Here is a 26494-nt window from a genome sequence, read left to right as displayed (position 1 = left end):
CCCCCGACCGGAAGAGTGCTCATGGCCGAGATCAACAAAACAACCCTCACCGAAGCCGACATCATCTCGAAATACCTGCTGCCTGCTATCAAGGCGGCGGGGTGGGATGACCTGACCCAGGTTCGCCAAGAGGTGAAGCTGCGGGATGGCAAGGTGGTGGTGCGCGGCCAGATGGCGGCACGCAAGAAGGTCAAATCGGCCGATATCGTGCTCTACCACAAAGAGGGGCTGCCGCTTGCGGTGATTGAGGCCAAAGCCAACAAGCATGAGATTGGCAAGGGGATGCAACAAGGGCTCGATTATGCCCGTTTGCTGGATGTGCCCTTCGTGTTTGCCAGCAATGGCGATGGCTTCGTCTTTCATGACAAGACCAGCCCGGCGAAGCTGGAGTCCGAGATCGCGCTGGAGGATTTCCCCAGCCCAGGCCAGCTGTGGGACAAGTTCTGCAGCTGGAAGGGTTATACCCAAGCCCAGTTGCCGATGATTAGTCAGGATTACTACTCGGATGGCAGCGGCAAATCTCCCCGTTATTACCAGCTGCAGGCCATCAACAAGACCGTAGATGCCATATCGAAAGGTGAGGATCGGGTATTGCTGGTGATGGCCACCGGCACCGGCAAGACCTACACCGCATTCCAGATCATCTGGCGTTTGTGGAAGGCGGGCGCCAAGAAGCGCATCCTGTTTTTGGCCGATCGCAACATTCTGGTGGATCAGACCAAGATCAATGATTTTCAGCCCTTTGGCTCGGCCATGACCAAGGTCACCGGGCGCACGATCGATCCTGCCTATGAGATCCACCTTGCCCTCTATCAGGCGCTCACCGGACCGGAAGAGTCACAGAAAGCCTTCAAGCAGGTCTCACCCGACTTCTTCGATCTCATCGTGGTGGATGAGTGCCATCGGGGCAGCGCCGCCGAAGACAGCGCCTGGCGCGAGATCCTCGAATACTTCTCATCGGCCACCCAGATTGGTCTCACCGCCACGCCCAAAGAGACCGAAACCGTCTCCAGCACCGATTACTTCGGTGACCCTGTTTATACCTACTCCCTCAAAGAGGGGATCGAAGATGGTTTTCTTGCCCCCTACAAGGTGGTGCGGGTCGATATCGATGTTGATCTGCAGGGGTGGCGTCCCACCAAAGGGCAGATGGACAAACAGGGCAACCTGATTGAAGACCGCATCTATAACCAGAAGGATTTCGACCGCACTCTGGTGATCGACGAGCGTACCCAGCTGGTGGCCGAGACCATCACCAACTACCTCAAGAAAACCGACCCGATGGCCAAGACCATCGTGTTTTGCAACGACATCGATCATGCCGACCGGATGCGACGGGCGCTGGTTAACCTCAACCCGGATCAGATGGCCAAGGATGAGCGCTATGTGATGAAAATCACCGGCGATGATGACCTTGGCAAAGCCCAGCTCGACAACTTTATCAACCCGAAAAAGCCCTATCCGGTGATTGCCACTACTTCCGAGCTGATGAGCACCGGCGTCGATGCCAAGACCTGCAAGCTGGTGGTGCTGGATCAAAACATCCAGTCCATGACCAAGTTCAAGCAGATCATCGGCCGTGGCACCCGTATCGACGACAAGTACGGCAAGCTCTGGTTTACCATTCTCGACTTCAAGAAGGCCACCGAGCTGTTTGCCGACCCGCGTTTCGACGGCGAGCCGGAGCGCGTCATGGTGGTCAAACCGATAGACATCAACAAACCGGATGAAGGCCTGGGCGATATCATCGACGGAGCCGATCCACTGCCAGCCGATGAACCCGGCAACAATGACGATCCGTTTGCTCCCGGAGTCGATGAACAACCCGGCAGCTACACAACCGGTAGTGACGGTGGCCACAGTGACGCTGGGAGTCAGGGCGCAGGTGGCCAGGGCGCAGGCCCGCTGGGTGGCCCCGAGCCCGGCGTCAGCAAATATTATGTCAAGGGGGTCGCGGTCAGCGTTATCGCCGAGCGGGTGCAGTACTATGACGCCGATGGCAAGCTGGTGACCGAATCTTTCAAGGACTACACCAAGAAGACCCTGCTCAAGGAGTTTGCCACCCTCGATGCCTTCACCAAACGCTGGCAAGGGGCCGAGCGCAAGCAAGCCATCATGGATGAGTTGGCTCAGGCGGGCGTGCTGTGGGAGGTGTTGGAGCAGGAAGTGGGCAAGGAGCTCGACCCGTTCGACCTTATCTGCCATGTGGTATACGATCAGCCGCCACTGACCCGCCGCGAGCGGGCCAACAACGTCAAAAAGCGCAACTACTTCACCAAGTACAACGACACCGCCCAGCAGGTGCTTACCAGCCTGCTCGACAAGTATGCCGATCAGGGCGTGACCGAGATTGAGACCAAGGATGCGCTAAAAGTCGCCCCCTTTACCGAGTTGGGTCGCCCGCTGGAGTTGGCCAAGAAGGGGTTTGGTGGTCCCAAACAGTTCGAGCAGGCCATCACCGAACTGGAGCAAGAAATCTATCGCCACACTGATCGTGAGCAGCAGAGCGCCTGACGACCTGACTGCTTCTGAACTACCATGCGGCCATTCCAATGATGGCCGCTTGTTTTATCGATACTCCTGACGCATTCGTCGCCATTTTTGTAAAAAGCAGAGAATCCCATGTCATCCATCAGCTCAGTCATCAAATCCATTCAGGACATCATGCGTAAGGACGCCGGTATCGACGGCGATGCCCAGCGCCTTGGCCAGCTCTCCTGGCTGCTGTTTTTGAAAGTGTTCGACGCCCAGGAAGAGGAGCTGGAGTTTGAGCAGGATAACTACCGCTGCCCCATCCCCGAGCGCTTCCTGTGGCGCAACTGGGCGGCCGATAGCGAAGGGCTGACCGGTGATGCCCTGCTCGATTTCGTCAACAACGATCTGTTCGACAGCCTGAAAAACCAGCCTGCCAATATCGATCTCAACCCTCGTGGCTATGTGGTGAAAGAGGCGTTCAGCGATGCCTTCAACTACATGAAAAACGGCACCCTGCTCAAGCAGGTGATCAACAAGCTCAACGAGATCGACTTTACCGACAGCAGCGAACGCCACCTGTTTGGCGATATCTACGAGCAGATCCTGCGCGACCTGCAAAGCGCCGGTAACGCGGGTGAGTTCTACACCCCCCGCGCCGTCACCCGCTTTATGGTCAACCGCATCGATCCCAAACTCGGCGAGCGGATCATGGACCCGGCCTGCGGCACCGGTGGCTTTCTCGCCTGCGCCTTCGATCATGTCAAAGAGCACTATGTCGAGACCGCTGCCGACCACCAGACCCTGCAGCAGCAGATCCTGGGGGTCGAGAAGAAGCAGCTGCCGCACCTCCTTTGCACCACCAATATGCTGCTGCACGGCATCGAGGTGCCGGTGCAGATCCGCCACGGCAACACCCTCGACAAACCGCTGTCGAGCTGGGATAGCGATATCGATGTGATCCTCACCAACCCGCCCTTTGGCGGCACCGAAGAGGATGGCATCGAGCAAAACTTCCCGGCCGATCTGCGCACCCGCGAAACTGCCGACCTGTTCCTGCAGCTGATTATCGAAGTCCTTGCCCCGGCAACAAATGGCAAGGGCGGTCGTGCCGCCGTGGTGCTGCCCGATGGCACCCTGTTTGGCGAAGGGGTCAAAACCAAGATCAAGCAACTGCTCACCAGCGAGTGCAACCTGCACACCATAGTGCGGCTGCCCAACGGCGTGTTTGCCCCCTATACCGGCATCAAGACCAATATCCTCTTCTTCACCAAGGGGCAGCCCACCCAGGATGTCTGGTTCTACGAGCACCCCTATCCGGCCGGGGTGAAGAACTACAGCAAAACCAAGCCGATGAAGTTTGAGGAATTTGAGGCAGAGATCGCTTGGTGGGGTGATGAGGCGGACGGCTTTGCTGCCCGGGTAGAGAACGAGCAAGCCTGGAAGGTCGGCATCGACACCATTATCGAGCGCAACTTTAACCTCGATATTAAAAATCCCCATGTCGGCGAGCAGATAAGCCATGACCCCGACGAGCTGCTGGCGCGCTATGCCACCGAGCAGGCTGAAATCCAGACCCTGCGTGACCAGCTAAAAGCCATTCTGGGCGACGCCTTGGGCAAAAGTGCGGCCAAGCAAGGGGAGCAGGCATAATGGCGGCGCTGAAAATAGAAAATCTGATTACCGACCATCTGGATCTCTGGACCGCGGCGGTGCGCCCGAAAAGCAGTGCCGGACGCGGCAGCAACAGCAAGCTGGAACTGACCGGCATCAAAAAGCTGCGCGAGCTGATCCTGGAGCTGGCCGTGCGCGGTAAACTGGTGCCGCAAGACCCCAGCGATGAACCGGCCTCCGTGCTGCTGGAACGGATTGCAGCCGAAAAGGCGCGGCTGGTCAAAGAGGGCAAAATTAAAAAGCCCAAAGCCTTGCCGGAAATTAGCGAGGAAGAGAAGCCGTTTGAATTGCCGGAGGGGTGGGAGTGGGGATGTTTAGGAAATATTGTAGCCATTATTCGTGGTATTACATTTCCTGCTAGCGAAAAACACCGCGAACCGTCAGAGGGCAAAATAGCTTGCCTACGCACAGCTAATGTCCAAGATAAAATAGAATGGGATGACTTGCTTTATATAAACACCTCATTTGTTAAACGCCAAGAACAGTGTGCCGAAGTTGGTGATATTGTTATGTCTATGGCAAACAGCAAGGAGCTTGTTGGTAAAGTTGCTTACATTTCTGAAATACCATCTGGAAGTGCAACATTTGGTGGTTTTCTTAGTGTAATTAGACCATATGAAATTGATGCGTCTTTTTTGATGGCTGTATTACGAGCACCTCAGACAAGGTCTGTTCTTATCGATAGCTCAAGTCAGACAACAAATATTGCTAATATATCGTTGGAAAAATTAAATCCACTTGTCATTGCCATCCCACCTTTGCCAGAACAACACCGCATCGTTGCCAAAGTGGATGAGCTTATGGCTCTCTGCGACCAGCTGGAGCAGCGCAGCGAATCACAGCTGGCGGCCCATCAGACGCTGGTGGAGACCCTGCTCGCCACGCTGACAGACTCCAGCGATGCTGATGAGCTGGCGCAAAACTGGGCGCGGCTAACCACTCACTTCGATACCCTCTTTACCACCGAGGCCAGTATTGACGCCTTGAAACAGACCGTCCTGCAATTGGCGGTAATGGGCAAGCTGGTGCCGCAAGACCCGAGCGATGAACCCGCCTCAGCCCTGCTGGAACGCATCGCCGCCGAAAAAGCCCAGATGGTCAAAGAGAAGAAAATCAAAAAAGAGAAACCGCTACCTGCGATCAGCGAAGACGAAAAGCCGTTTGAGTTACCGCAGGGATGGGAGTGGGCCAGACTTGGAAATATAGGGATTTGCTCAACGGGGAAAACTCCTAGCACTGGAAACTCTGCCTTTTATGATGGTGAAATTCCTTTTATTGGGCCAGGACAAATAACTCCATCTGGTAAATTATTGGCAGCAGAAAAGTATCTTAGTGACGTAGGCTTGGAGCTCAGCTCTGAAGCAAACGCTGGGGATATCTTGATGGTTTGTATTGGTGGGTCTATAGGTAAGTCCACCATATGTGACAGGCAGATCGGATTTAATCAACAGATAAACTCTATTAGACCAATCTTATGTGATTCATATTTTTTGTTGGCTGCAATGACTACAAAGGCCTTTACAAATCTCTTGTTAGAACGAGCGACTGGTTCTGCGACTCCGATTATCAATAGAAGTAAGTGGGAGGAAATCCCAATTCCGATGTCACCATATCAAGAGCAACTTCGTATCATTTCCAGGGTTCATGAGTTAATGGCTCTCTGCGACCAACTAAAATCCCGCTTGCAAACCAGCCAGCAGACCCAGCTTGCGCTGGCCGAGTCGCTGGTAGAGGGGACGCTAAGCTGATGCCCTACACCAAACCGTGGCTTAGCCATCAGGATCAGCTTGCCCAACTGCAACGGCGCGGTATGACCATCACCGATCAGACCATCGCCCTCGATTATCTCGAACGCATCGGTTACTACCGGCTCAGTGGCTACTGGTATCCGTTTCGTGAACGCTCTGGCGAGGTGATTCTGTTATCTGAGCAGGGCAGAAAGCCGCAGAAAATCAAAACGACCCGTGTCGCGCTGGAACACTTCAAGGCGGGTAGCCGCTTCATCGATGCGGTTGAACTCTATGTGTTCGACAAGCGACTGCGCATGTTGGCGATGGATGCGCTGGAGCGGATCGAAATCGCCATTCGTGTCGATATTTCCCACACCTTGGGGCAGCTTGACCCCTTCGCCTATCTCAAGCCGGAGTGTCTGTTTGCCGGTTTCAGCCAGCAACTTGACGAGAGCAGCGGCGTCAGTAAGCATCACGACTGGTTAGGTAAACACGGCAGATTGATTGGCCGCTCCAAAGAGGAGTTCGTCAAACACAACAAGGTCAAATATGGGCTGCCGCTGCCAATTTGGGTGGCCTGTGAAGTCTGGGATTTTGGCACCATGTCAACGCTCTATGCAGGCATGAGAGAGACGGAACAGGATCAGATCGCGGCAGCCTATGGCGTTGCTAATGGCCGGGTCTTTGCAACCTGGCTGCGCAGTCTCAACTACTTGCGCAATGTGTGTGCTCACCATAGCCGGTTGTGGAATCGCAACATTACGGAACAGCCAAAGCTGCCGCATGCTGCCAATTTGCCTTGGGTTGCGAGCTACACAAACAATCACCATGCGCAGGCTCGCTGCTTCTTGCTGCTACGGATCTGCCGCCACCTGATGGCTTATATCAACCCAAACTCAAGCTGGCCGCAGCGGATGCGCGATCATCTCAACGCTTTCCCGGATCTGGCCCATCTTGGCCTAGACCTGTCAGGCATGGGTGCCCCTGCAAACTGGCAACAGGATTGGTAAAGAAAATCACAGGCAACAAAAAACCCCTGAGCAGTTTTGCTGACTAGCAGCATTACCGACAGGGGCCGTGTTGCGGAAATAGTGCGCCCAGTGGGCGTGTCTGTCAAGATTTTTGGGCTGATCAGGCGGCGATGCTGGATGACCGCGGTGACAACATCCTGCCGTGGACGGCATTTTTCATCGAACATGAACACGAACGGCGCAAGTACAACAAGCGCTGGAAACGGTATGGGAGTTATTGACTGCTAGGGGAGGGAATTAAGCTGGCCGCGCCCTCCGGGAGAGGACGGGGCCGTAACTCCTTCTACGCTGACGCCAAAGGCTGGTAGATGAGATGCGCAAAGTGCAACGGTTACCCCGATGATTAGCAACCGACTGGCTGTATGGCGAAGCCCGTAGGGGTGGTTAGCCAAGCGTAACCATCCGTTTACCGCCAGCCTCCATTTAGCGCCTGTAATGATTCGTTTATCAGGCGGTTATCCAAACGCGTGATCGGGCCAATACGCTACGTTATTCACACCTACGGTGCTGAGTGACCGTCGCTGCCGCTTCTGTCGTCGTCATAAAAAAAGAGCCCTTGATCATCAAGGGCTCTTTTTATTGGCAAGCGCGGTTCAATCGATCACTCGATGTTCTGAATTTGCTCGCGCATCTGCTCGATCAGCACCTTGAGTTCGACGGCGGACTGGGTCACTTCGGCATTGATCGACTTTGAACCGAGGGTGTTCGACTCGCGGTTGAACTCCTGCATCATAAAGTCGAGGCGACGGCCACAGGCACCGCCCTTCTTCATGATCTTGTTGGTTTCGCTGATGTGCATCTCCAGACGATCCAGCTCTTCGGCCACGTCGATCTTCTGGGCCAGCAGCACGATCTCCTGCTCGATGCGGGCCGGATCCAGCTCGACCTTGGCTTCGGCCAGCCGGTCGGTGAGCTTCTGGCGTTGCCACTCGATGATCTGCGGCAGGTGTTCGCGCACCTTCTTCACTTCCACCTGAATACCGGCCAGACGCTGTTCGATCAGCGCCTTGAGGTTGGCCCCTTCGCTGGCGCGGGAGGCAAGGAAATCTTCCATGGTCTGGTCAAACCCGCCGAGCAGCTCGGTGGCGACCGCGTCCATGTCCTGCTCGGCGGCGGCCATGACGCCCGGCCAGCGCAGCACGTCGACCGGATTGAGCTGACCCTGGCCCGCCTCTTTCATTACCCAGTTGGCGCTATCGATGATCAGTTTGGCCAGCTCTTCATTGATATGCAGCTGCTTTGCATCGGCTTGAGCGGCTTCGAAACGCAGGTTGCACTCCACCTTGCCGCGCTGCAGCTTGGCGCGGAAACGCTCACGCAGTACCGGCTCCAGGCTGCGCAGTTGCTCCGGCAGGCGAATGTAGGTTTCCAGATAGCGCTGGTTGACCGAACGAATTTCCCAAACGGCTGTGCCCCAGTCGCCCTTGAATTCCTTGCGGGCGTAGGCGGTCATGCTGTGAATCATTGATTGTTCCGGGCTTGATGAAGTGTGCGGCCAGTATACTCAGCCCGGCCCTGCTCGTCAGCCGATGCCGTGGTTTTAGCGGCTGATATTTGGGGCGGGATCACTTATAATCCCCCGCCAATTTGAGCCAGCCCAGAGGTCCGTTCCATGTCACGTCCCAGCGATCGCAGTGCCGCGCAACTTCGCCCGGTTACCATTACCCGCAATTTCACCAAACATGCAGAAGGCTCAGTGCTGGTGGAGTTCGGTAACACTCGCGTGCTCTGCACCGCCAGCGTCGACACCAGCGTTCCGCGCTTCCTGAAAGGGAAGGGTCAGGGTTGGGTCACTGCCGAATACGGCATGCTGCCGCGTTCCACCCACTCCCGGATGAACCGCGAAGCGGCCTCCGGCAAGCAGAGTGGCCGTACGCTGGAGATCTCCCGGCTGATCGCCCGCTCCCTGCGCGCCGCGGTAGACCTGACTGCGCTGGGCGAGCACTCCATCACCGTTGACTGTGATGTGCTGCAAGCCGATGGCGGCACCCGCACCGCTTCCATTACCGGTGCCTGCGTGGCGCTGGTGGATGCGCTGAACTGGATGGTCGAGAAGGGCATGATCAAGCAGAGCCCGCTCAAGCAGATGATCGCCGCCGTTTCCGTCGGCATGTATCAGGGCGAAGCCATCTGCGATCTGGAGTACATCGAAGACTCCGCCGCCGAGACCGACATGAACGTGGTGATGACCGAAGATGGTCGCATCATCGAGGTGCAGGGCACCGCGGAAGCCGAGCCCTTCACCCATGAGGAGCTGCTGGCGATGCTGGGGCTCGCCAAGGGCGGCATTGACGAGATCATTGCGCTGCAGAAGCAGTCACTCTCCTGATTTTAAAAACGCGGCATTGACCGCGTTTTTTTATACCCCCACACAAGACAACGACAAGCCAAGCAAGGAGCCAGAATGAAAGCCTACCAGCGTCAATTTATCGAGTTCGCCCTGGAGAAACAGGTCCTCAAATTCGGTGAATTTACCCTGAAATCCGGTCGTAAAAGCCCCTACTTCTTCAACGCCGGTCTGTTCAACAGCGGCCGCGATCTGGCCCGTCTCGGCCGCTTCTATGCCGCCGCCCTGATGGATGCCGGTATCGAGTTCGATGTGCTGTTTGGCCCGGCCTACAAGGGGATCCCCATCGCTTCCGCCACTGCGGTGCAGCTGGTGGAGCAGCACGATGTGGACGTGCCCTGGTGCTTCAACCGCAAGGAGGCCAAGGATCACGGCGAGGGCGGCAATCTGGTGGGCAGCCCGCTCAAGGGGCGCATCATGCTGGTGGACGACGTTATCACCGCTGGCACCGCCATCCGTGAATCCATGGATCTGATCCAGGCCAACGGCGCCTCGCTGGCGGGCGTGCTGATCGCGCTGGACCGTCAGGAGAAGGGCAAGGGCGAGCTCTCCGCCATTCAGGAGGTGGAGCGTGACTACAGCGCCCACATCATCGCCATCATCCAGATGAGCGATCTGATTGCCTATCTGGAAGAGAAGCAGGCCGAGCAGCCGGAGCTGGCCGAGCAGCTGGTTGCCATGAAGGCTTACCGCGCCCAGTACGGTATCTGAGCTCCGCTCACACCGCGCAATAGCTGAATGCGGCGCCCGTTTGGTAACTGTTCACCCGCAGGGTATTGACAGGCAAATAATGATACGATCGTCTCTTGATCCACATTTGCTTCTTGTTTGATCCTGCCCATCAGGCAACCTTGTCTTCATGAACAGGAACAACACGCCTCCACCAGGATTGCCGCTCACGCTGGAGCAGGCCAATGAGCTGATTTACAAGCTACTCGACCGTATTGCCGAGCTGGAGGATCGCCTTAATCAACACAGCGGCAATTCATCCAAGCCGCCATCCAGCGATGGCGCAGCGGCCCCACGCTCTGAGCGCAAACGGCCTGCTTCTGGCAAGAAGCGGGGGCACAGCCCGGCCACAAGGGGAGCCGGCGCGAACTGCATCCCCATGATGCCCGGCTGACGACAACGGCTCACTATCCGGCGTCGGAGTGCCTCTGTTGCGGTGGCAACGTCTTGCCTCATGCCAAACCCTACCGCGTGCATCAGGTGTTTGAACTGCCCGAGGTAAGCTACTTCGTCACTGAGCATCGGCTGTTTCGGGGCACCTGCACTCACTGCGTGACCAGTGCCCAGGCTGAGCTGCCCGAGACGATCAGCAGCTGCCAGATGGGCACCCATTTACTCAGTTACATTGCCCTGCAAAGTGGCCAGTTCCATCAGAGCATCAGCCAGATACAGCAGCAGCTTAAACAGCACTTCGGCCTGACCTTCAGTCGCGGTGCCATCAGCGAGGCGCAGGGCCGGGTGAGCGCCATGCTCACCCCCACGCACCAGGCCATCAAGCGGCAGGTGCAGTCGGCAAGCCATATCCATGCCGATGAGACCCGGCACCAGCGCGGTGGCGAGCGGCGCTGGATGTGGTTGGCGCTGAGCAAGATTGCGGTCTGCTTCATGACCGCCTACGGGCGTGGTCAGGATGCCGCCAAGCGGTTGCTGGGTTCTGAACTCGATGGCGTGTTGGTGACAGATCAGTACGCCGGTTACCGCTTCATCGATGCCAGTCAGCGTCAGCTGTGCTGGGCCCATGTGGCGCGCAATGTGGCCGCAATAGCCGATAGCAGTGATGACGTTAATCAGCTAATCGGAGCCCGCCTGGTCCTGCTGGCAGACAGCGTGTTCAGGGCCAGGCACCGATGGGAAAACGGTCTGCTGAGCAAAGAGCGTTATCTGCGAAGGCTCAGGCGATACAGGCAAAACTGGCGCAAGCGGTTGGAATTGGGAGCGTTATGGTGCACCAAGCGTTACCGTGGGCGCTGTGAACTCTTGCTCCGGGATGACGAGATGCTGTGGCGGTTCATGAACGATGATGAGCTCGCCTTGACTAACAACGAGGCGGAGCGAGCCCTGCGCGGTTATGTGCTGTGGCGTAAGGGAAGCTTTGGCGTTTGGTCTCATCGAGGGGAACAATTTCGCCAGCGCATCCTGTCATTGGTGGAGACCGCCAAAAAACTGGGTCGTTGTCCTCAGGAGTGGTTGCGAGCAGTTGTTCGTGCTTGCATCGAGAAAACAGATTACCCCATTCCTGTCGAATTGTGTGTGTCAAGCCCCTGTCGGTGAACGCTTACCCCGTTTGTTCTCTGGCAGCAAACGGGCGCCGTTTTTTTCATCTGCAAAAAGTGGATCATGTGGCTTGAGCTTACCCTTACAGTAAAGGTTAGGGTTTGCCAGTCGGCGTTTTGTGGAGCCGACGGGTTTCGGGGAGGAACAGCATGACGACTCAACAGCAACACCCCATTCATCTGCAATTGCCACTCAGTGGCATGAGCTGCGCCAACTGCGCCAGCCGCATCGCGACCAGCCTCAACAAACTCGACGGGGTATCGGCCACCGTCAATTTCGCGTTGGAGCAGGCTGCTATCGAGCTGGCCAGCCCCGATCGCCTGCCTGCGGTGCTCGACAGCATCAAGAGTCAGGGTTACGACTACGGCAGCGAGACCATCCAGTTCCAGATTACCGGCATGAGTTGCGCAGGTTGTTCGGCTCGACTGAACAAGATGCTGGCAGCGCTGCCCGGCGTTATCTCGGCCGAGGTCAATTTTTCCATCGAACAGGCCCGGATCGTGCTGGTATCCGGGATGCAGACGCCCGCCGCCCTGCGCGAGCAGATCGAAGCGCTCGGCTTTGGCGCCCAGCTGGCACAAGGCTCGGCCAGCGGCCGCCGCCAGCAGTTGCTGGAGCGGGAAGCGCAAGAGGCCGCCACTGCCCGTCAGGCGCAGACCCGGGTCATCGTCTCGGCTTTGCTCACCCTACCGCTGCTGGTAGGGATGCTGGCCATGGCCGGACTGTTCCCCTGGCATCTGCCCGCCTGGCTCGAGCTGCTGCTCGCCACCCCGGTGCAGTTCTGGATCGGGGCCCGTTTCTATCGCGGCGCCTGGCTTGCTCTCAAGAATCGCGCAGCCAATATGGATGTGCTGGTGGCGACTGGCACCAGCGCCGCCTACTTCTACAGCCTCTATCTGCTGCTAACGCTGGGGATGGCCGCCAGCGGCCAGCTCTATTTCGAGGCGAGCGCCATCATCATCACGCTCATTTCGTTGGGCAAACTGCTGGAGGCGAGAGCCCGCCGCAGCACCCAGTCCGCCATTCGCGAACTGATGGCGCTGCGGCCGGAAACTGCCACCGTCTGGCGTGGCGAGAGCTGGCAGAGCGTCGCCATCGACGAGGTGCTGCGCGGCGATCGGCTGCGGGTGCTGGTGGGTGAGCGGGTGCCGGTGGATGGCAAAATCGTGAGCGGCGCCAGCGAGCTGGACGAGTCGATTCTCACCGGTGAGAGCCTGCCGGTGCCGCGCAGTGCGGGCGACAAGGTGCTGGGCGGTGCCATCAACCGCTCCGGCGTACTGGAGATCGAAGCCACTACCGTGGGGGAGGACTCCAGCCTCAGCAAGATCATCGCACTGGTGGAGAGTGCCCAGATGGGTAAGGCGCCGCTGCAACAGCTGGTGGACAAGGTTTCCGCCGTGTTCGTGCCGGTGGTGATGGCCATCGCCCTGTTCACCCTGCTGGTGTGGTACGCCATCAGCAACGACTTCGGTCAGGCGCTGCTGGCAGCGGTGGCGGTGCTGGTGATCGCCTGCCCCTGTGCGCTGGGGCTGGCCACACCGGCGGCCATCGTCACTGGCACCGGGGTGGCGGCGCGCCACGGCATTCTGATCAAAGATGTGGATACCCTGCAGAAGGCCCACGCCATCAAGGCGCTCATCTTCGACAAAACCGGCACGCTCACTCAAGGTAAGCCGGTGCTGGCGAGCTGGAGCGGCACGGGCGAGCAGCTGCGCCTCGCCGCCGCTCTACAGCAGGCGAGCGAACACCCGCTGGCGCTGGCCATGCGCGAGGCCGTCGGCAAAGAGGCGACACTGGCCCAGCCGGAGGCGGTGGAGGTGCGGGTCGGGGCCGGTATTGTCGGTCAGGTGGCGGGTCACACAGTCGCCATCGGTAATGGCTCCCTGCTGGCCCAGCTCGGCATTGACGAGCCGCATCAGGATGAGCAACCCGCCGATGGCGCGACCCGGGTCTGGGTGGCCATCGACGGCACGGTGGCAGGTATCGCCGCACTGGCCGATACCCTGCGCCCCGAGAGTCCTGAAGCCATCGCCACCCTGCGCCAGCGCGGCATCGCCAGCTGGCTGGTGAGCGGCGATGCACCGGTGCCAGTGGCCCATATCGCCGCCAAGCTGGGGCTGGACGGAGCCTTTGACTCCGTGCTGCCAGCTGGCAAGGTGGAGAAGGTCGCGGCGTTGCGGGGACAAACCCGCGGGCTGGTGGCCATGGTAGGGGATGGGGTGAACGACGCCCCGGCGCTGGCGGCGGCGGATGTGGGTATCGCTATGGGCTCCGGCTCCGATGTGGCGATGGAGACCGCCTCCATCACCCTGATGCGATCCGACCCGCGCTTGGTGGCCGATGCCATCGATATCTCGGCGGCCACTTGGCGAACCATCCAGCAGAATCTGTTCTGGGCCTTCGTGTTCAACATCATCGGCATTCCGCTGGCGGCGCTGGGCTACCTCAGCCCCGAGCTGGCGGGGGCGGCTATGGCCCTGAGCAGCATCACCGTATTGAGCAATTCCCTGTTATTGAAACGCTGGCAGCCCAGGGCGGCGCACGGGCCAGCATCACTCAACCAGATCAGTAAGGAGGCATAAATGAACATCAGCAAGGTTGCCAAGGCCACGGGGCTGACCGCCAAGACCATCCGTTACTACGAGAGCATCGGCCTCATCTCGGCGCCGGTGCGCAGTGACAACGGCTATCGCAGCTACACCGAGGGGGCGCTGCGGGAGCTGCGTTTCGTCAAGCGGGCGCGGGAGACCGGCTTCAATCTGGAGGAGTGTCAGGAGTTGTTGGCGCTCTACCGTGACGAGCACAGAACCAGTGCCCAGGTGAAGAAGCTGGCGCAGGAGAAGATCGTCGATCTGCGTGCTCGCATCGCCGGGCTGCAGGCCATGCTTACCTCCCTTGAAGGGTTGGTCTGCAGCTGTCACGGGGACGAAAATCCCGAATGCCCGATCCTCGAAGAGCTGGAGAAGGGGTGAGCAAGAGCACGCCGGCCAGCGCAGGGTAAACCCCAGATGATTGACTAACTTCTTAATAAACGGTGCTTTATTGTTGCTGTTCAGGGGGGGTGGTAGACTGCTCGGCTCTTGTACAGGAGTACTCAGTTGACCCAGAGTGTGACACGCCAGGTGAAGCAGGCCATCATGGCCCAGCTCTATACCCACGCATCGTTCAGTCTCCCCTGTTTGGGCGTGTTGGCATTTGGCTGGAGTCTGCTGTTTCACGACTATCTGCCCGCCACCGAAGCACTCGGTTGGCTGGCCGGGACCTTCCTGTGGCTGCTTGGCTGGGGCTGGCACCTGCGTTGGCGGCGATCCCGCCTGCACCAGACCCAGCTACCGGTGCTGGAGCGGGAGCTCTTTATCGGCGCTACTATCACCTCCATCATCTGGGCCCTCGGGGTGCTGCTCTACATGGACAAGCTTCCCGATACCTATCGGGCTGCCATGATGATGCTCTCCAGCCTCATTCTTACCGGCAGCGCCATCATGCTGTTTGGCAGCCGCCGCACCCTCTATGGTTCCGCCCTGCCGCTGGGCATGGCGATGTTGTTCGAGCTGGGCAGTGGCAACGAGCAGGAGCGGATTGTCTCCTGCATGCTGGCGGGCTATCTGTTGGTCTTTCTGCCGACCCTGCTGTGTCGAATGCGGCGGGATCTGATCACCTCGCTCCATCACCGTTTCTCCAATGCCGAACTGGTGGCCGAACTGAAAGCGGTCTCCGAGCACCTCACGCTCACCTCTCGGCTGGATGGTCTGACCGGCATCGCCAATCGCGCCCATCTGGATTACAGCCTGGAGCGGGCCTGGCGCCGCTGTCATCGCGCCCGGGCGCCGCTGTCGCTGGTGCTGGTGGATGTGGATTACTTCAAGCAATTCAACGATCTCTACGGCCATCAGCTGGGGGATGACTGTTTGCAACAGGTGGCGGTGTTACTGGCCGAAGTGGAGCGGCGCGAGGACGATCTGGCGGCCCGTTACGGGGGCGAGGAGTTCGCCCTGCTGCTGCCCTGCACCGGCATGCAGGGGGCGTTACAGGTGGCGGACAATGTGCGGCAGGCGCTCAAGAAGTTGGCTATCCCGCATCAGAAGTCACTGGTCTCCGGTCGGGTCACATGTAGTTTTGGTGTTGCGACACTGATACCGGATAACAGCATGAAAATCGCCGATTTGATCCAGAAAGCGGATGCGGCACTCTATCAGGCCAAGCATAATGGGCGGGATCGAATCGAAGTAGCCTTGATGGGTAAGGTTGCCTGAGTTTAACGTGACAGATTAAAGAGGTTGTCTATGCAATGTCATCGTATCGAAGAGCTGCTGGAGTTGTTGCAGCCCGCCTGGATCAAGGAACAGGATCTCAGCCTGGTGCAGTTTGTTGCCAAACTGGCGGCGGAAGCTGGCTATGACGGCGCCTTGTCCGAGCTGACCGACGACATGCTGATCTATCACCTCAAGATGCGGGAATCCGACAAGCAGGCGATGATCCCCGGTCTGGCCAAGGATCACGTACCCGATTTCAAAGAGGCGCTGCTGAAGGCCCGCGGAATCAAGTGAATCTTTTGCGGAAGCGCATCACCCTGGGGTGATGCGCTTTTTTGTTGCCGAAAATTGCGATCAAACGCCAATGTTAGATACATCTAATCCACACAATTAGCATGCTGTTTAAGATATAATCCGCTCCATAACAAATAAGGGAGCGATGTCTTGCAATGGCCGACCACGATAAAATCGATATCAAGGACGTCACCGACAAGGACGTAACCGGGACCTTCAACCCCCATACGTTCAAAGCCAGCGACGACAGATTCAACCCGGGCAACCGCATCTATGTGCGGGCCCAAAAAGGGTATTGGCAGCGGGTGCGCAAGGCCATGGGCTGGTTCTTTGTGGCGCTGTTCGTGCTGCTGCCCTGGCTGCGTTACGAGGGGCGACAGGCGGTGCTGTTCGACCTCGGTCACCAGCAGTTCCATATCTTTGGCGCCACCATCTGGCCGCAGGATCTGACCCTGCTCGCCTGGCTCTTCATGATTGCCGCCTTCGCCCTCTTCTTCGTCACCACTTTCCTCGGTCGGGTCTGGTGTGGCTATCTCTGCCCGCAGACGGTCTGGACCTTCATGTTCATCTGGTTTGAAGAGAAGCTGGAAGGGCCCGCCAACAAGCGGCGCAAGCTGGACGAGGCGCCCTGGAGCGGCGAGAAGCTGGCTCGCAAGGGTGCCAAGCATCTGGCCTGGCTGGCGATCTCGCTGGTGACCGGCCTGACGTTCGTCGCCTACTTCCAGGATGTGACTGAACTGGTGCCGGACTTCTTCACCCTGCAGGCGGGTGGCTGGGTGCTGTTCTGGGTGCTCTTCTTCACCATCATTACCTACGGCAATGCGGGCTGGATGCGCGCCATCATGTGTATCCACATGTGCCCCTATGCCCGCTTCCAGTCCGCCATGTTCGACAAAGACACCTTCATCGTCGGCTATGACACCAAGCGTGGCGAGACCCGTGGCGCCCGCTCCCGCAAGGCGGATCCCAAGGCGATGGGGCTGGGCGACTGTATCGACTGCGATCTCTGCGTGCAGGTCTGCCCGACCGGTATCGATATCCGCGACGGCCTGCAGTACGAGTGCATCAACTGCGGCGCCTGCGTCGATGCCTGCGACCAGACCATGGAGCGGATGGGCTACCCGAAAGGGCTCATCAGCTACACCACAGAGCACAAGCTGGCCAACGACTCCACCCATGTGGCGCGGCCCAAGCTGATTGGTTACGGGCTGGTGATGGCGGTGATGCTGGGGGTGTTTGTCTACAACGCCATGTCCATCATGCCGATGGGGCTCGATATCCTGCGGGATCGCAACCAGCTGTTCCGCGAAAACAGCGAGGGGCTTATCGAGAACACCTACACCCTCAAGATCCTCAACAAGACCCTGCAGTCCCAGACCTACCAGCTGGATGTGGAGGGTTTGCCCGAGTATCAGTGGTTCGGCCCCCGTGAAGTGACCCTGAAGGCGGGCGAGATCTACACCCTGCCGGTCAGCTTGGCGGTCGATCCTTACAACCTGAAGCGGCCGGCGCTGGATATCCAGTTCGTGCTGAAACGGGAGGGGGCGGCGCCCGATGACAGCAAGGGCAACCTGCGCCAGGGCAGCAAGTTTATCAGCCGGTTGTAACCGCGTGTGGTGGTGTGCCGGGTGTGACACCCGTCCGGTCACCAGCGAGCACGGCAATATCGGGCAGTAGTGATAGAATGGGGCGCAACGGCGCCCCTTTCTTATGGTGGATGACATGCGTTTCAACTATTCCGACCTCAATCCCGACCTCATCATGGATGCGCTCGATCTCAGTGGCCTGCGGCTCGACTCCGGCCTTATCGAGCTCAACAGTTACGAAAACCGGGTCTATCAGTTTCAGGATGAGGATCGTCGCCGCTATGTGGTGAAGTTCTACCGTCCCGGCCGCTGGAGCCGGGCCCAGATCCTCGAGGAGCACGAGTTTGCCACCCGTCTCGCGGAGGCTGAGATCCCGGTCGCCGCGCCGCTCGCCTTCGCGGGCGAGACCCTGCTGGAGCACGAGGGCTACCCCTTTGCCATCTGGCAGAGTGTCGGTGGCCGCCAGTTCGAGGTGGATAACCTCGATCAGCTGGAGTGGGTGGGGCGTTTCCTCGGTCGCATTCATCAGATCGGCGCCAGCAAGCCGTTTCATCATCGGGTGCGGCTCGATGTGGAGAGCATGCTGCACGAACCGCGTCAGCTGCTGGCGTCTGGCGAGTGGCTGCCGAGCGGGCTGGCGAAGCAATTCTTCGGGGTGCTGGACGAGTTGATCAAACATGTCAGTGACGCCATGACCCTGGATGTGGCGCAGATCTCGCTGCATGGCGACTGCCACCCGGGCAACATCCTGTGGCGCGACGGCCCCATGTTTGTCGACCTCGATGATTGCCGCACCGGCCCTGCGATTCAGGATCTCTGGATGATGCTGAGCGGCGAGCGCCACGAGCAGCAGATCCAGCTCGACACCCTGCTGGCGGGCTACGAGGAGTTTATGGAGTTCGACTCGCGGGAGCTGGCGCTGATCGAGCCGCTGCGGGCGATGCGCATCGTTCACTACATGGCGTGGCTGGCGCGGCGCTGGGAAGATCCCGCCTTCCCCCGTCACTTCCCCTGGTTCAATACCGATCACTACTGGCGCCAGCAGATAGCGACCCTGCACGATCAGCTGGAAGCGCTGAAGGCGCCGCCGCTGACCCTGATGCCGGGGTGGTAACTTATCCGGTGGCCAGCAGATCGCCCCACCAGCGGTACGATCAGCTGGAGGCACTGAAGGCGCCACCGTTGAGTCTGATGCCAGACTGGTGAAATGGAAGGGATCTTGCGCGGCCAGCGGGACTCGATCTCCGGCCCTGACCATTGACGTCAGCATGGCGAAACAATAGGCTTGGCACTGCTTCGGTTCGCCGGGCGTGCCTCACAGTGATCCCTTAACAGGAAACATCATGAAAAAAGTTCTATTTTTCCTTGCTGCCATGCTGATGATCCCCATGGTTCACGCCGCCCCCGAGTTCAAGGAAGGCGTCAACTACGATGTGGTCAAGCAGACTGCGACCGCCAAACCGGAAGTGATGGAGTTCTTCTCCTACTACTGCCCGCATTGCGCTACTTTCGAACCTATTGTTGACCAGCTCAAGGCCGGTTTGCCGGAAGGGGTTCCCTTCAAGAAGAATCCGGTGAACTTCATGGGTGGCGAAATGGGCCCCGAGATGCAGCGTGCCTACGCTGTTGCCAGCCTGCTCAACGCCGAAGCCAAGCTGACTCCGGCCATCTTCACCAAGATCCACACCCAGCGTCAGCCGCCGATGAGCCGTGACGACGTGAAGCAGATCTTCGTGGACAACGGCGTACCGGCCGAAGAGTTCGACGGTGCCGTCGACAGCTTCGCCGTCTCCGGCATGGTCTCCCAGTTCGATCGCAACATGGAGAGCTACAAAATCCGTGGCGTACCGGCCTTCCTGGTGAACGGCAAGTACATGGTGAAGATTGAATCCATCACCTCTCAAGAGCAGTTCAACAAGCTGGTGCAGTTCCTGCTGGCCAAGCAAGACTGATACTTTTTGAGTTGATAAAAAAGCCCGCCGGTGCGAACCGGCGGGCTTTTTGTTTTCTGGCGCTCTCGAAGATCAGACCCCGACGTGGAACGCCTGCTTGAGGTTGCGAATGAAGTCCGCATCCCGGCAGAGGGTCTTGCCCGGGCTGTCGGAGATCTTGGCGACCGGGCCGCCATTGCACTCGATCAGCTTGAAGACGATGTTCATCGGGCTGACACCGGGCAGATCGCAGGTGAGCTTGGTGCCGATGCCGAAGCTGGTATTGATGCGGCCGCGGAAGTGGCGGAACAGCTGCACCGCCTTGTCGAGGTTGAGCCCGTCGGAGAAGACCAGGGTCTTATCGGTGGGGTCGATGCCGAGTCGCTGATAGTGGCTGATCGCCTTCTCGCCCCACACCACGGGATCGCCGGAGTCGTGGCGCAAGCCCTGATAGCTGCTGGCCAGCTCGAAATCGAAGTCCCGCAGGAAGGCATCCATGGTGATGCAGTCGGTCAGGGCGATGCCGAGATGGTCGGTGAACTCATCCAGCCAGCTGGTGAGGGCGGCGCGCTGGCTGTGCTCCAGCGGGAAGCCGAGCTGCTGGTGCGCCTGGAACCACTCGTGGGCCTGGGTGCCGACCGCGGGCAGCTGGTACTTCTGGGCCAGCATGTAGTTACTGGTGCCGCGAAACGCCGGCAGCCGCTCCTTGAGACGACCCACTACCGCATCCTGCACTGCGTGGGAGAAGCGGCGGCGGGTGCCGAAGTCGATGAGGTTGAACTCGCTCATCTCGTCGCTGCTCAGCTCCTTCTCCAGCTTGTCGATCTTCTGATCGAGCCGCTCCAGCGCATGGCTGACGCCAAACTGGGGGTAGCGGAAGCGGTTGCGCATCTCGCTGATGATGGCGAGCACCGGGATCTCCCACAGGATCACATCCTGCCAGGGGCCCTCGACCCGCACATTGATGCGGCCATCCTGCTCGAACACCTTGAGCAGGGAGGCATCGAGCGGCTTGCGGCGCAGGTGGTCGAGATAATCAGGGGTGAAGAAGGGGCGTTCGGCCAGAAAATCGAGCTCGGGCTTGGTCAGTCGCAGGGATCCGGCGAGGCGCAGTTGCTCCTCGATCTGCCCCATCATGGGTAGCAGATCCTCTTCATTGCGGCTGTGAAACTCGGCCACCACTTCGGCATCCGGATAGCGATGGAATACCGCTTGCTGCATGTGCAGTTTGTAGGCGTCGGTATCGAGCAGGCTGGTGAGGATTGGAGGCATATCAGGCTCCTCGCAGACTGGTGAGCATGATGGTGCTCCGCTGCTGCATGTGTAACGTGCAGGCGTCGGTATCGAGCAGGCTGGTAAGAATCGGTGGCATATCAGGCTCCCCGCAGGCGGGCGAACGCCAGTTGCATAGGTAAATTGCAGGCGCCGGTATCGGGTTGGCGGGTGAGGATTGGGGGCATATCAGGCGTCCAGCAGGCGTTGTACATCGATCAGGGTCTGGGCCAGCTCGGCGCCAGCCTCGATCATCTGGGTGTGGGCGCTGGCAACTGTCGCGGGCGCGATGCCACGGCAGGCATCGAGATGGACGATCACCCGGAAACCGGCGCGACGCAGTTGCAGCACGCTGGTTTTGACACAGTAGTCGGTGGCGAGGCCGCCGACCAGCACGGTATCGACCTTGCGGGCTTGCAGGAATTCAATGAGCCCGGTGCTGCGCCGTTCGGCCAGGTCGTGGAAGCAGGTGCCGTAGGGATGCAGATCCGGCTCGACCCCCTTCCAGACGAAGAAGTCATAGTCGATGGGGGCGGGCAGGCCGTCGAGCAGCTCGAAGCCCTTGCTGCCCGGCACGCAGTGCACCGGCCAGGTGAGATCGGCGTTGGGCAGATCCAGCGGTTGCAACATGGCGGCAGGCTCGCTGGCTACCCAGACTGCATTGGCGGGGTGGGCATCCTTGCTGCCGACTCGCAGCGTGGCGAGGGCAGCCTGCGCGTTGAGCGCAGCCACAATATCAGCCCCGCCCGCAACGGGCAGCTCGTTTGGGCAGAGGGGGGTAAAGCCCTTCTGCGCATCTATATCCAGGCTGGCGATGGTTCCCATGGGTGGCTCCTGCACATAATATTCCTGTGATATTATCTACCAAACATTAATGGAAGGCGAGCAGGGCGATCGGCATGCTGAGAATGAGTCTGGATATGGTGGTGTTGCGATTGAACGAGGAGCGGCTCGAGTTACTCCTCGAGACCCGTGATCGCCCCCCCTTTGCCCACTGCTGGCAACTGCCGGCGCTGCGCATCGACGAGACCCGGGATCGGGATCTGGATGCTGCCCAGCGCCGCCTGCTGGCGGAGTGGGGACTCGGTCACTGCTACAGCGAGCAAGTCTGCACCCTCGGTAATCTGGAGCGGGATCCTCGCGGCTGGTCCACGACCCTGGTCTATCTCTGCCTGGTCGATCCGGAAGTGGAGCCGATCCACGGTTGCTGGCATCCGCTCTCCACCCTGCCGGGGCTCAGTCTTGCCTTTGACCATGTCCAGCTCATCGCCAGGGGGCTGGAGCGGCTGCGGATCAAGAGCCGCTACAGCACCCTGCCATTGCAACTGCTGGGGCCCGAGTTCACCCTCTCCGAGGTGCAGCGCGCCTTCGAAATCATCCTGCAAACCCCCATGAATACGGCGGCATTTCGCAAGCGGATCCATCGCGCCGACATCCTGCTAGATACCGGCCGCAAGCGCACCGGCAAACAGCGCCCCGCCATCCTATACCGGCTGGAGAGCCCCTGCTGCGTGATGTTCGATCAGGTGATGCATGGAGCGGAAGCGTGAGTGCGAATCCCGTTCGTGTGTTGGTGAGCGCCTGTCTGCTGGGTCCATGTTCGTTGCGCTACGATGGCCCAGGTTTTAGCCAGTGGGGGAGCAAAGCATGAGTGAGACCAGCGTGCACAAGGTGCTGGTGAGTGCCTGCTTGCTGGGTCAGCCGGTGCGTTACGACGGCCAGAGCAAGGGGATTGTCAGCGACTGGCTGAGTGCGCTGGGCGCCGACGGGCGAGCGCTGGCTTTCTGCCCCGAAGTGGCGGGCGGTTTGCCGACCCCGCGTCCTCCTGCCGAGCGGCAGGGCGAGCTCGTGGTGACGGCGAGCGGGCTGGATGTGACGGAAGAGTTTGATCGTGGCGCCGAACTGGCGCTGGAAATCTGCCTGGCGCAGGGCATTCGCTTCGCCCTGCTGAAAGAGGGGAGCCCCTCATGTGGCAGCGGCCGTATCTATAACGGCCGCTTCGAAGGTGTTTCTGTGGCGGGCGAGGGCAAGACCACTGCCCTGCTGCGCCGCCACGGGATTGTGGTCTTTTCCGAAGATCAGTTGGCCGAGTTGGCCTCGGCACTCTCTTTGGATTCATCCCCGGATTTGGCGGCAACTGGCAGCGGTGACTGACCGCTCTGCCACCCCTCCAGCACATCGTCCTTCTCCTGCCAGCGCTGGTTTAGCCACTCCTGAAAACCGCGCTTGAACTGCTTGTCGTTGAAGTAATCCCCCACCAACTGCTCATTCACCGGCAGCTCCTCAATCCGCACCTGAATGCGTTTTACCCGCCCCATCAGGAAGTCCTTGAACGGGGTCTCGGCATTGTCCGGATAGCGGATGGTGACGTTGATCAGGCTGTCGAACTGCTCGCCCATGGCTGCCAGCGTAAAGGCCAGCCCCGCCGCTTTGGGCGGCATCAGGTGACGATAGCGGGAGTGGGCCGCATCCCGTTTCTGCTCGGTGAAGCGGGTCCCTTCCACGAAGTTGATGACAGTGGTGGGGATGTGGCGAAACTTCTCGCAGGCATTGCGGGTGGTCTCGATATCCTTGCCGCGCAGGTGCGGATTTCTTAACAGAAACTCTCTCGAATAACGGCGCATAAAGGGCATGTCGAGCCCCCAGCAGGCGAGCCCCAGCAGCGGGATGTAGATGAGCTCGTGCTTCATAAAGAACTTGGGCACCGGCAGTCGATCCCGGAACAGATGACCCAGCACCACGATATCGGTCCAGCTCATGTGGTTGCTGATGATGAGATACCAGCCATCCTTGCGCAGCCGGGTGTCGTCCTCCACCTGCCAGTCGATGCGGGTGGTGAGACGGATCACCAGCGCATTGCAGGCCAGCCACAGACGCATGAAGCGGTTGTTGAGGCGGCTGCAGGCGCGACCAAAGGCCGGAATTGGCAGCAGCAGTTTGGCCAGCGACACCAGCAGGATCAGGCTGGCGCACAAGGCGGTGAACAGTATGGTCAGGCCCGCGCTGATGATCAGTACCAGCGGGCCGGGAAGCAGAGATAGCATGGATGTCTACTGCGCCTTGGTTGCCAGCAGTTGGCTCAGGGTCTGGTCCTTCTCGTGCCAGATCCCGTTCAACCACTGTTGAAACTCTTGTTGGAACTCGGGGTCATTGAAGTAATCCCCCACCAGCTTGTGGTCGATCGGCAAATAGCGGACCTGAACCTTGATTTGTCCGACCCGGCCGCACATGAAGTCCCAGTAGCTGGGGATGCCGTCCGGATAGGCGATGGTGACATCTACCAGTTGATGCAACTGGTCACCCATGGCCGCCAGGGTGAAGGCGATGCCGCCAGCCCGCGGGTGGAGCAGGTGATGATAGGGCGATCCCTGCTTCTGATGTTTGCCCTTGGTGAAGCGGGTGCCCTCGACGAAGTTCATCACACTGACCGGAATATGGCTGAACCTGGCACAGGCTTTACGGGTTGTTTCTATGTCTTTTCCCTTCAGATGGGGATATTTTTCCAGAAATTTCTTGGAGTATCGCCGCATGAAGGGGAAATCGAGTGCCCACCAGGCCAGCCCGAGAAAAGGTACCCAAATCAGCTCTTTCTTCAGAAAAAACTTCAGGAAGGGAATTTTTTGATTAAAAATCCGCTGCAGTACCAGTATGTCGACCCAGGATTGATGATTGGCAATCACCATATACCACTCATTCCGGCGCCCTTTGTCCACTCCGACCACCTCGAAAGGGGTTCTGATGATGGTTTTCTGGATCAGATTGTTGAAACCGATCCAGCAGCTGGCACAGCCATCCAGCAGGGCGTTGCAGAGGGTTCGCCACCCCTCTAAGGGGAGCAGGAGTTTGAGCAGACCCAGCGAGAAGATGGGAACAAACCAGAAGAGGGTGTTGAAAAAATAGAGCAGGGTGGAGAGGCTGCCGCGCAGTCGCTCTATCAGCTTGTTGGGCATGAGTTCGGGTCCGTCTTGCTGTCGATAAAGGGCCATCAAGTGGTCAGATCTGTGGCCATAATATCAGCCGATGGCGTGCTAGACCATGCAGAGGGCCATCTGTGGTATGGCGATCTCCCATTCCTCTCATTCAGCCGCTGCGCAACCGCGACAGCAGCCGATCCATGGCGCGATAACCGAGCGCCTCGATAAGATGCTCCTTGCCGATGGCGGGCTGTCCCACCAGATCGGCGATGGTGCGTGACACCCGCAAAATGCGGTGCCAGGCCCGGATGCTGAGCCCCAGCTTCTGGATGGCGTTCTCCAAAAATTCGGCATCTTGCGCTGATAATCGGCAAATTTCTTCGATTTCACGGCTATCCAACAGGTTGTTGAGCTTGCCGTTGCGGCTCAGCATGCGCTCCCGTGCCGCCAGCACCCGCTCGCGGATCTGCTGGCTCGACTCGCCCCGATCCGCCTTGCCGGTCAGGCTCCCCTTGGGTAGCAGCGGCACCTCCACCGTCAGGTCGAAGCGGTCGAGAAAGGGGCCGGAGAGCTTGCCGAGGTAGCGCAGGATCTGATCCGGGCTGGAGCGGGTCTGGCCGTCGCCATAGTGGCCGCAGGGGCTGGGATTCATTGCGCCGATCAGCTGGAAGCGGGCGGGAAAATCCACCTGACGGGCGGCCCGGCTGATGGTGATGTGGCCGGTCTCTAGCGGCTCGCGCAGGGAGTCGAGCACCTTGCGCTCGAATTCGGGCAATTCATCCAGAAACAGCACCCCGTTGTGGGCCAGCGAAATTTCGCCGGGTCTTGGGTGGCTGCCGCCGCCCACCAGCGCCACCGACGAGGCGCTGTGGTGGGGTGTGCGATAGGGTCTGTGATGCCAGTGACCGGCGCGCGGGGTGAGCCCGCCGATGGAGTGGATGGCGGCTGTCTGCTGCGCCTCCTGCTCGCTCAGCGGTGGCAGAATGCCGGGCAATCGGCTGGCCAGCATGCTCTTGCCGGTGCCGGGCGGGCCGATGAACAGCAGGTTGTGGCTGCCGGCGGCGGCAATCTCCAGTGCCCGCTTGGCCTGTGACTGGCCGATCACATCCTGCAGATCCGGTACATCGGGCAGGCTCTCCGCGCTTTGTGGGTCCGGCAGTGGCAGCGCGTACTGGCCCGCCAGCCAGGCGGTGACGGCCAGCAACTGGTGGGCGGTGCGCACCTCGGCATCTTGAATGAGCGAGGCTTCCGGGCCGTTCTCTCGCGGCACCAGCAGGGTGCGTCCGGCATCGCGGCAGGCCAATACGGCGGGCAGCACCCCGAGCACGGGCCGGATCTCGCCGGTCAGGGCCAACTCCCCTAAAAATTCATGATTGAGCAGGTATTTTGCCGGTATTTGCTTGGAAGCAGCGAGAATGCCGATGGCAATGGCCAGATCGAAACGGCCGCCCTCCTTGGGTAGATCGGCGGGGGCCAGATTGACGGTGATGTGTTTGCTCGGGAACTCGAAATTGCCGTTGAGCAGGGCGCTGCGCACCCGATCCCGCGACTCCTTCACCGAGGTTTCCGGCAGGCCCACCATGTTGAAGGCGGGCAGGCCGTTGGAGAGGTGAACTTCCACTGTAACTTGCGGGGCAGCGATCCCGAGGCTGGCACGGCTATAAACCACAGCTAATGACATAAATCCCGTCCTTGAGTTGATATATG

The 26494-nt window shown here is 59.4% G+C and carries 21 protein-coding genes and 1 pseudogene; 16 read left to right on the top strand and 6 right to left on the bottom strand.

Translation table 11 applies throughout. The features are described 5' to 3' along the window. The first annotated feature begins 21 nt into the window (after positions 1-21). The 4 genes from NMD14_18835 to NMD14_18820 all read left to right on the top strand — a co-directional run bounded on the left by NMD14_18835 (position 22) and on the right by NMD14_18820 (position 6886). Positions 22-2514: a DEAD/DEAH box helicase family protein gene (locus NMD14_18835; GenBank protein XEI32723.1), complete on the top strand. Its 2493-nt coding sequence runs from the start codon at positions 22-24 to the stop codon at positions 2512-2514. A gap of 108 nt (positions 2515-2622) precedes the next feature. Next, complete coding sequence (locus tag NMD14_18830) at positions 2623-4125, top strand: type I restriction-modification system subunit M (protein ID XEI32722.1); 1503 nt, start codon at positions 2623-2625, stop codon at positions 4123-4125. Beyond that, positions 4125-5894 carry a restriction endonuclease subunit S gene (locus tag NMD14_18825; GenBank protein ID XEI32721.1) on the top strand — a complete coding sequence of 590 codons (1770 nt, stop codon included), beginning with the start codon at positions 4125-4127 and terminating at the stop codon, positions 5892-5894. The genes NMD14_18830 and NMD14_18825 overlap by 1 nt, the downstream gene beginning before the upstream one ends. Continuing rightward, positions 5894-6886 (top strand): Abi family protein, encoded by a 993-nt coding sequence (locus tag NMD14_18820; protein ID XEI32720.1) that lies wholly within the window; start codon positions 5894-5896, stop codon positions 6884-6886. Before NMD14_18825 ends, NMD14_18820 begins: the two co-directional genes overlap by 1 nt. A gap of 622 nt (positions 6887-7508) precedes the next feature. On the opposite strand, the gene NMD14_18815 is transcribed toward NMD14_18820, so the two are convergent. Next, complete coding sequence (locus NMD14_18815) at positions 7509-8372, bottom strand: YicC family protein (protein ID XEI32719.1); 864 nt, start codon at positions 8370-8372, stop codon at positions 7509-7511. Between the two features lie 147 nt (positions 8373-8519). Here NMD14_18815 and rph point away from each other — a divergent pair, with 147 nt between their 5' ends. The 10 genes and pseudogenes from rph to NMD14_18765 all read left to right on the top strand — a co-directional run bounded on the left by rph (position 8520) and on the right by NMD14_18765 (position 19622). Continuing rightward, the gene (gene rph, locus NMD14_18810; protein XEI32718.1) at positions 8520-9236 is read left to right on the top strand and encodes a ribonuclease PH; all 717 of its coding nucleotides are present in this window, start codon (positions 8520-8522) and stop codon (positions 9234-9236) included. 75 nt (positions 9237-9311) lie between these two features. Next, positions 9312-9965, top strand: coding sequence for an orotate phosphoribosyltransferase (pyrE, locus tag NMD14_18805; protein XEI32717.1), 654 nt, complete (start codon positions 9312-9314; stop codon positions 9963-9965). A 148-nt stretch (positions 9966-10113) separates the two neighbouring features. After that, a pseudogene (locus NMD14_18800) lies at positions 10114-11534 on the top strand (IS66 family transposase). Positions 11535-11686: 152 nt separating this feature from the next. Further along, positions 11687-14119 (top strand): heavy metal translocating P-type ATPase, encoded by a 2433-nt coding sequence (locus NMD14_18795; protein ID XEI32716.1) that lies wholly within the window; start codon positions 11687-11689, stop codon positions 14117-14119. Beyond that, positions 14120-14509: a Cu(I)-responsive transcriptional regulator gene (cueR, locus tag NMD14_18790; GenBank protein ID XEI32715.1), complete on the top strand. Its 390-nt coding sequence runs from the start codon at positions 14120-14122 to the stop codon at positions 14507-14509. A 126-nt stretch (positions 14510-14635) separates the two neighbouring features. Continuing rightward, complete coding sequence (locus tag NMD14_18785; protein ID XEI32714.1) at positions 14636-15790, top strand: GGDEF domain-containing protein; 1155 nt, start codon at positions 14636-14638, stop codon at positions 15788-15790. A 30-nt stretch (positions 15791-15820) separates the two neighbouring features. Continuing rightward, the gene (locus NMD14_18780) at positions 15821-16084 is read left to right on the top strand and encodes a YihD family protein (GenBank protein ID XEI32713.1); all 264 of its coding nucleotides are present in this window, start codon (positions 15821-15823) and stop codon (positions 16082-16084) included. A gap of 155 nt (positions 16085-16239) precedes the next feature. Next, positions 16240-17691, top strand: coding sequence for a cytochrome c oxidase accessory protein CcoG (gene ccoG, locus NMD14_18775; GenBank protein ID XEI32712.1), 1452 nt, complete (start codon positions 16240-16242; stop codon positions 17689-17691). A gap of 103 nt (positions 17692-17794) precedes the next feature. Beyond that, complete coding sequence (locus NMD14_18770; GenBank protein ID XEI32711.1) at positions 17795-18784, top strand: serine/threonine protein kinase; 990 nt, start codon at positions 17795-17797, stop codon at positions 18782-18784. A gap of 229 nt (positions 18785-19013) precedes the next feature. Beyond that, the gene (locus tag NMD14_18765) at positions 19014-19622 is read left to right on the top strand and encodes a thiol:disulfide interchange protein DsbA/DsbL (GenBank protein XEI32710.1); all 609 of its coding nucleotides are present in this window, start codon (positions 19014-19016) and stop codon (positions 19620-19622) included. A gap of 72 nt (positions 19623-19694) precedes the next feature. Here the strand turns inward: NMD14_18765 and pncB are convergent, their stop codons facing one another. Next, positions 19695-20873, bottom strand: a complete 1179-nt coding sequence (gene pncB, locus NMD14_18760) for a nicotinate phosphoribosyltransferase (protein XEI32709.1) — start codon at positions 20871-20873, stop codon at positions 19695-19697. 189 nt (positions 20874-21062) lie between these two features. After that, positions 21063-21698 (bottom strand): nicotinamidase, encoded by a 636-nt coding sequence (locus tag NMD14_18755; GenBank protein ID XEI32708.1) that lies wholly within the window; start codon positions 21696-21698, stop codon positions 21063-21065. A 74-nt stretch (positions 21699-21772) separates the two neighbouring features. Here NMD14_18755 and NMD14_18750 point away from each other — a divergent pair, with 74 nt between their 5' ends. Together NMD14_18750 and NMD14_18745 are read left to right on the top strand one after the other, a co-directional pair. Then, the gene (locus NMD14_18750; protein XEI32707.1) at positions 21773-22423 is read left to right on the top strand and encodes a DNA mismatch repair protein MutT; all 651 of its coding nucleotides are present in this window, start codon (positions 21773-21775) and stop codon (positions 22421-22423) included. Between the two features lie 97 nt (positions 22424-22520). Next, on the top strand, positions 22521-23027 hold the full coding sequence (locus NMD14_18745; protein XEI32706.1) for a DUF523 domain-containing protein: 507 nt from the start codon (positions 22521-22523) through the stop codon (positions 23025-23027). Here NMD14_18745 and NMD14_18740 read toward each other — a convergent pair. The 3 genes from NMD14_18740 to NMD14_18730 form a co-directional block, all read right to left on the bottom strand. Next, positions 22952-23917, bottom strand: a complete 966-nt coding sequence (locus NMD14_18740) for an acyltransferase (GenBank protein XEI32705.1) — start codon at positions 23915-23917, stop codon at positions 22952-22954. The two genes, NMD14_18745 and NMD14_18740, sit on opposite strands and share 76 nt — an antisense overlap. 6 nt (positions 23918-23923) lie before the next feature. Next, positions 23924-24823 carry an acyltransferase gene (locus tag NMD14_18735; GenBank protein XEI32704.1) on the bottom strand — a complete coding sequence of 300 codons (900 nt, stop codon included), beginning with the start codon at positions 24821-24823 and terminating at the stop codon, positions 23924-23926. 130 nt (positions 24824-24953) lie between these two features. Next, positions 24954-26468: a YifB family Mg chelatase-like AAA ATPase gene (locus NMD14_18730; protein ID XEI32703.1), complete on the bottom strand. Its 1515-nt coding sequence runs from the start codon at positions 26466-26468 to the stop codon at positions 24954-24956. Positions 26469-26494: the final 26 nt, after the last annotated feature.

Origin of the sequence: Aeromonas veronii (assembly GCA_041319085.1) — a bacterium.
GTDB classification, from domain to species: Bacteria; Pseudomonadota; Gammaproteobacteria; order Enterobacterales; family Aeromonadaceae; genus Aeromonas; species Aeromonas veronii_F.
Note: the sequence above shows the minus strand (reverse complement) of the source record. Positions and strands in the feature narration are given on the sequence as shown.

Coding starts and splice junctions, on each gene's coding strand:
- NMD14_18835 (XEI32723.1), top strand. CDS start 22: ATGGCCGAGATCAACAAAACAACCCTCACCGAAGCCGACATCATCTCG.
- NMD14_18830 (XEI32722.1), top strand. CDS start 2,623: ATGTCATCCATCAGCTCAGTCATCAAATCCATTCAGGACATCATGCGT.
- NMD14_18825 (XEI32721.1), top strand. CDS start 4,125: ATGGCGGCGCTGAAAATAGAAAATCTGATTACCGACCATCTGGATCTC.
- NMD14_18820 (XEI32720.1), top strand. CDS start 5,894: ATGCCCTACACCAAACCGTGGCTTAGCCATCAGGATCAGCTTGCCCAA.
- NMD14_18815 (XEI32719.1), bottom strand. CDS start 8,372: ATGATTCACAGCATGACCGCCTACGCCCGCAAGGAATTCAAGGGCGAC.
- rph (XEI32718.1), top strand. CDS start 8,520: ATGTCACGTCCCAGCGATCGCAGTGCCGCGCAACTTCGCCCGGTTACC.
- pyrE (XEI32717.1), top strand. CDS start 9,312: ATGAAAGCCTACCAGCGTCAATTTATCGAGTTCGCCCTGGAGAAACAG.
- NMD14_18795 (XEI32716.1), top strand. CDS start 11,687: ATGACGACTCAACAGCAACACCCCATTCATCTGCAATTGCCACTCAGT.
- cueR (XEI32715.1), top strand. CDS start 14,120: ATGAACATCAGCAAGGTTGCCAAGGCCACGGGGCTGACCGCCAAGACC.
- NMD14_18780 (XEI32713.1), top strand. CDS start 15,821: ATGCAATGTCATCGTATCGAAGAGCTGCTGGAGTTGTTGCAGCCCGCC.
- ccoG (XEI32712.1), top strand. CDS start 16,240: ATGGCCGACCACGATAAAATCGATATCAAGGACGTCACCGACAAGGAC.
- NMD14_18770 (XEI32711.1), top strand. CDS start 17,795: ATGGTGGATGACATGCGTTTCAACTATTCCGACCTCAATCCCGACCTC.
- NMD14_18765 (XEI32710.1), top strand. CDS start 19,014: ATGAAAAAAGTTCTATTTTTCCTTGCTGCCATGCTGATGATCCCCATG.
- pncB (XEI32709.1), bottom strand. CDS start 20,873: ATGCCTCCAATCCTCACCAGCCTGCTCGATACCGACGCCTACAAACTG.
- NMD14_18755 (XEI32708.1), bottom strand. CDS start 21,698: ATGGGAACCATCGCCAGCCTGGATATAGATGCGCAGAAGGGCTTTACC.
- NMD14_18750 (XEI32707.1), top strand. CDS start 21,773: ATGCTGAGAATGAGTCTGGATATGGTGGTGTTGCGATTGAACGAGGAG.
- NMD14_18745 (XEI32706.1), top strand. CDS start 22,521: ATGAGTGAGACCAGCGTGCACAAGGTGCTGGTGAGTGCCTGCTTGCTG.
- NMD14_18740 (XEI32705.1), bottom strand. CDS start 23,917: ATGCTATCTCTGCTTCCCGGCCCGCTGGTACTGATCATCAGCGCGGGC.
- NMD14_18735 (XEI32704.1), bottom strand. CDS start 24,823: ATGCCCAACAAGCTGATAGAGCGACTGCGCGGCAGCCTCTCCACCCTG.
- NMD14_18730 (XEI32703.1), bottom strand. CDS start 26,468: ATGTCATTAGCTGTGGTTTATAGCCGTGCCAGCCTCGGGATCGCTGCC.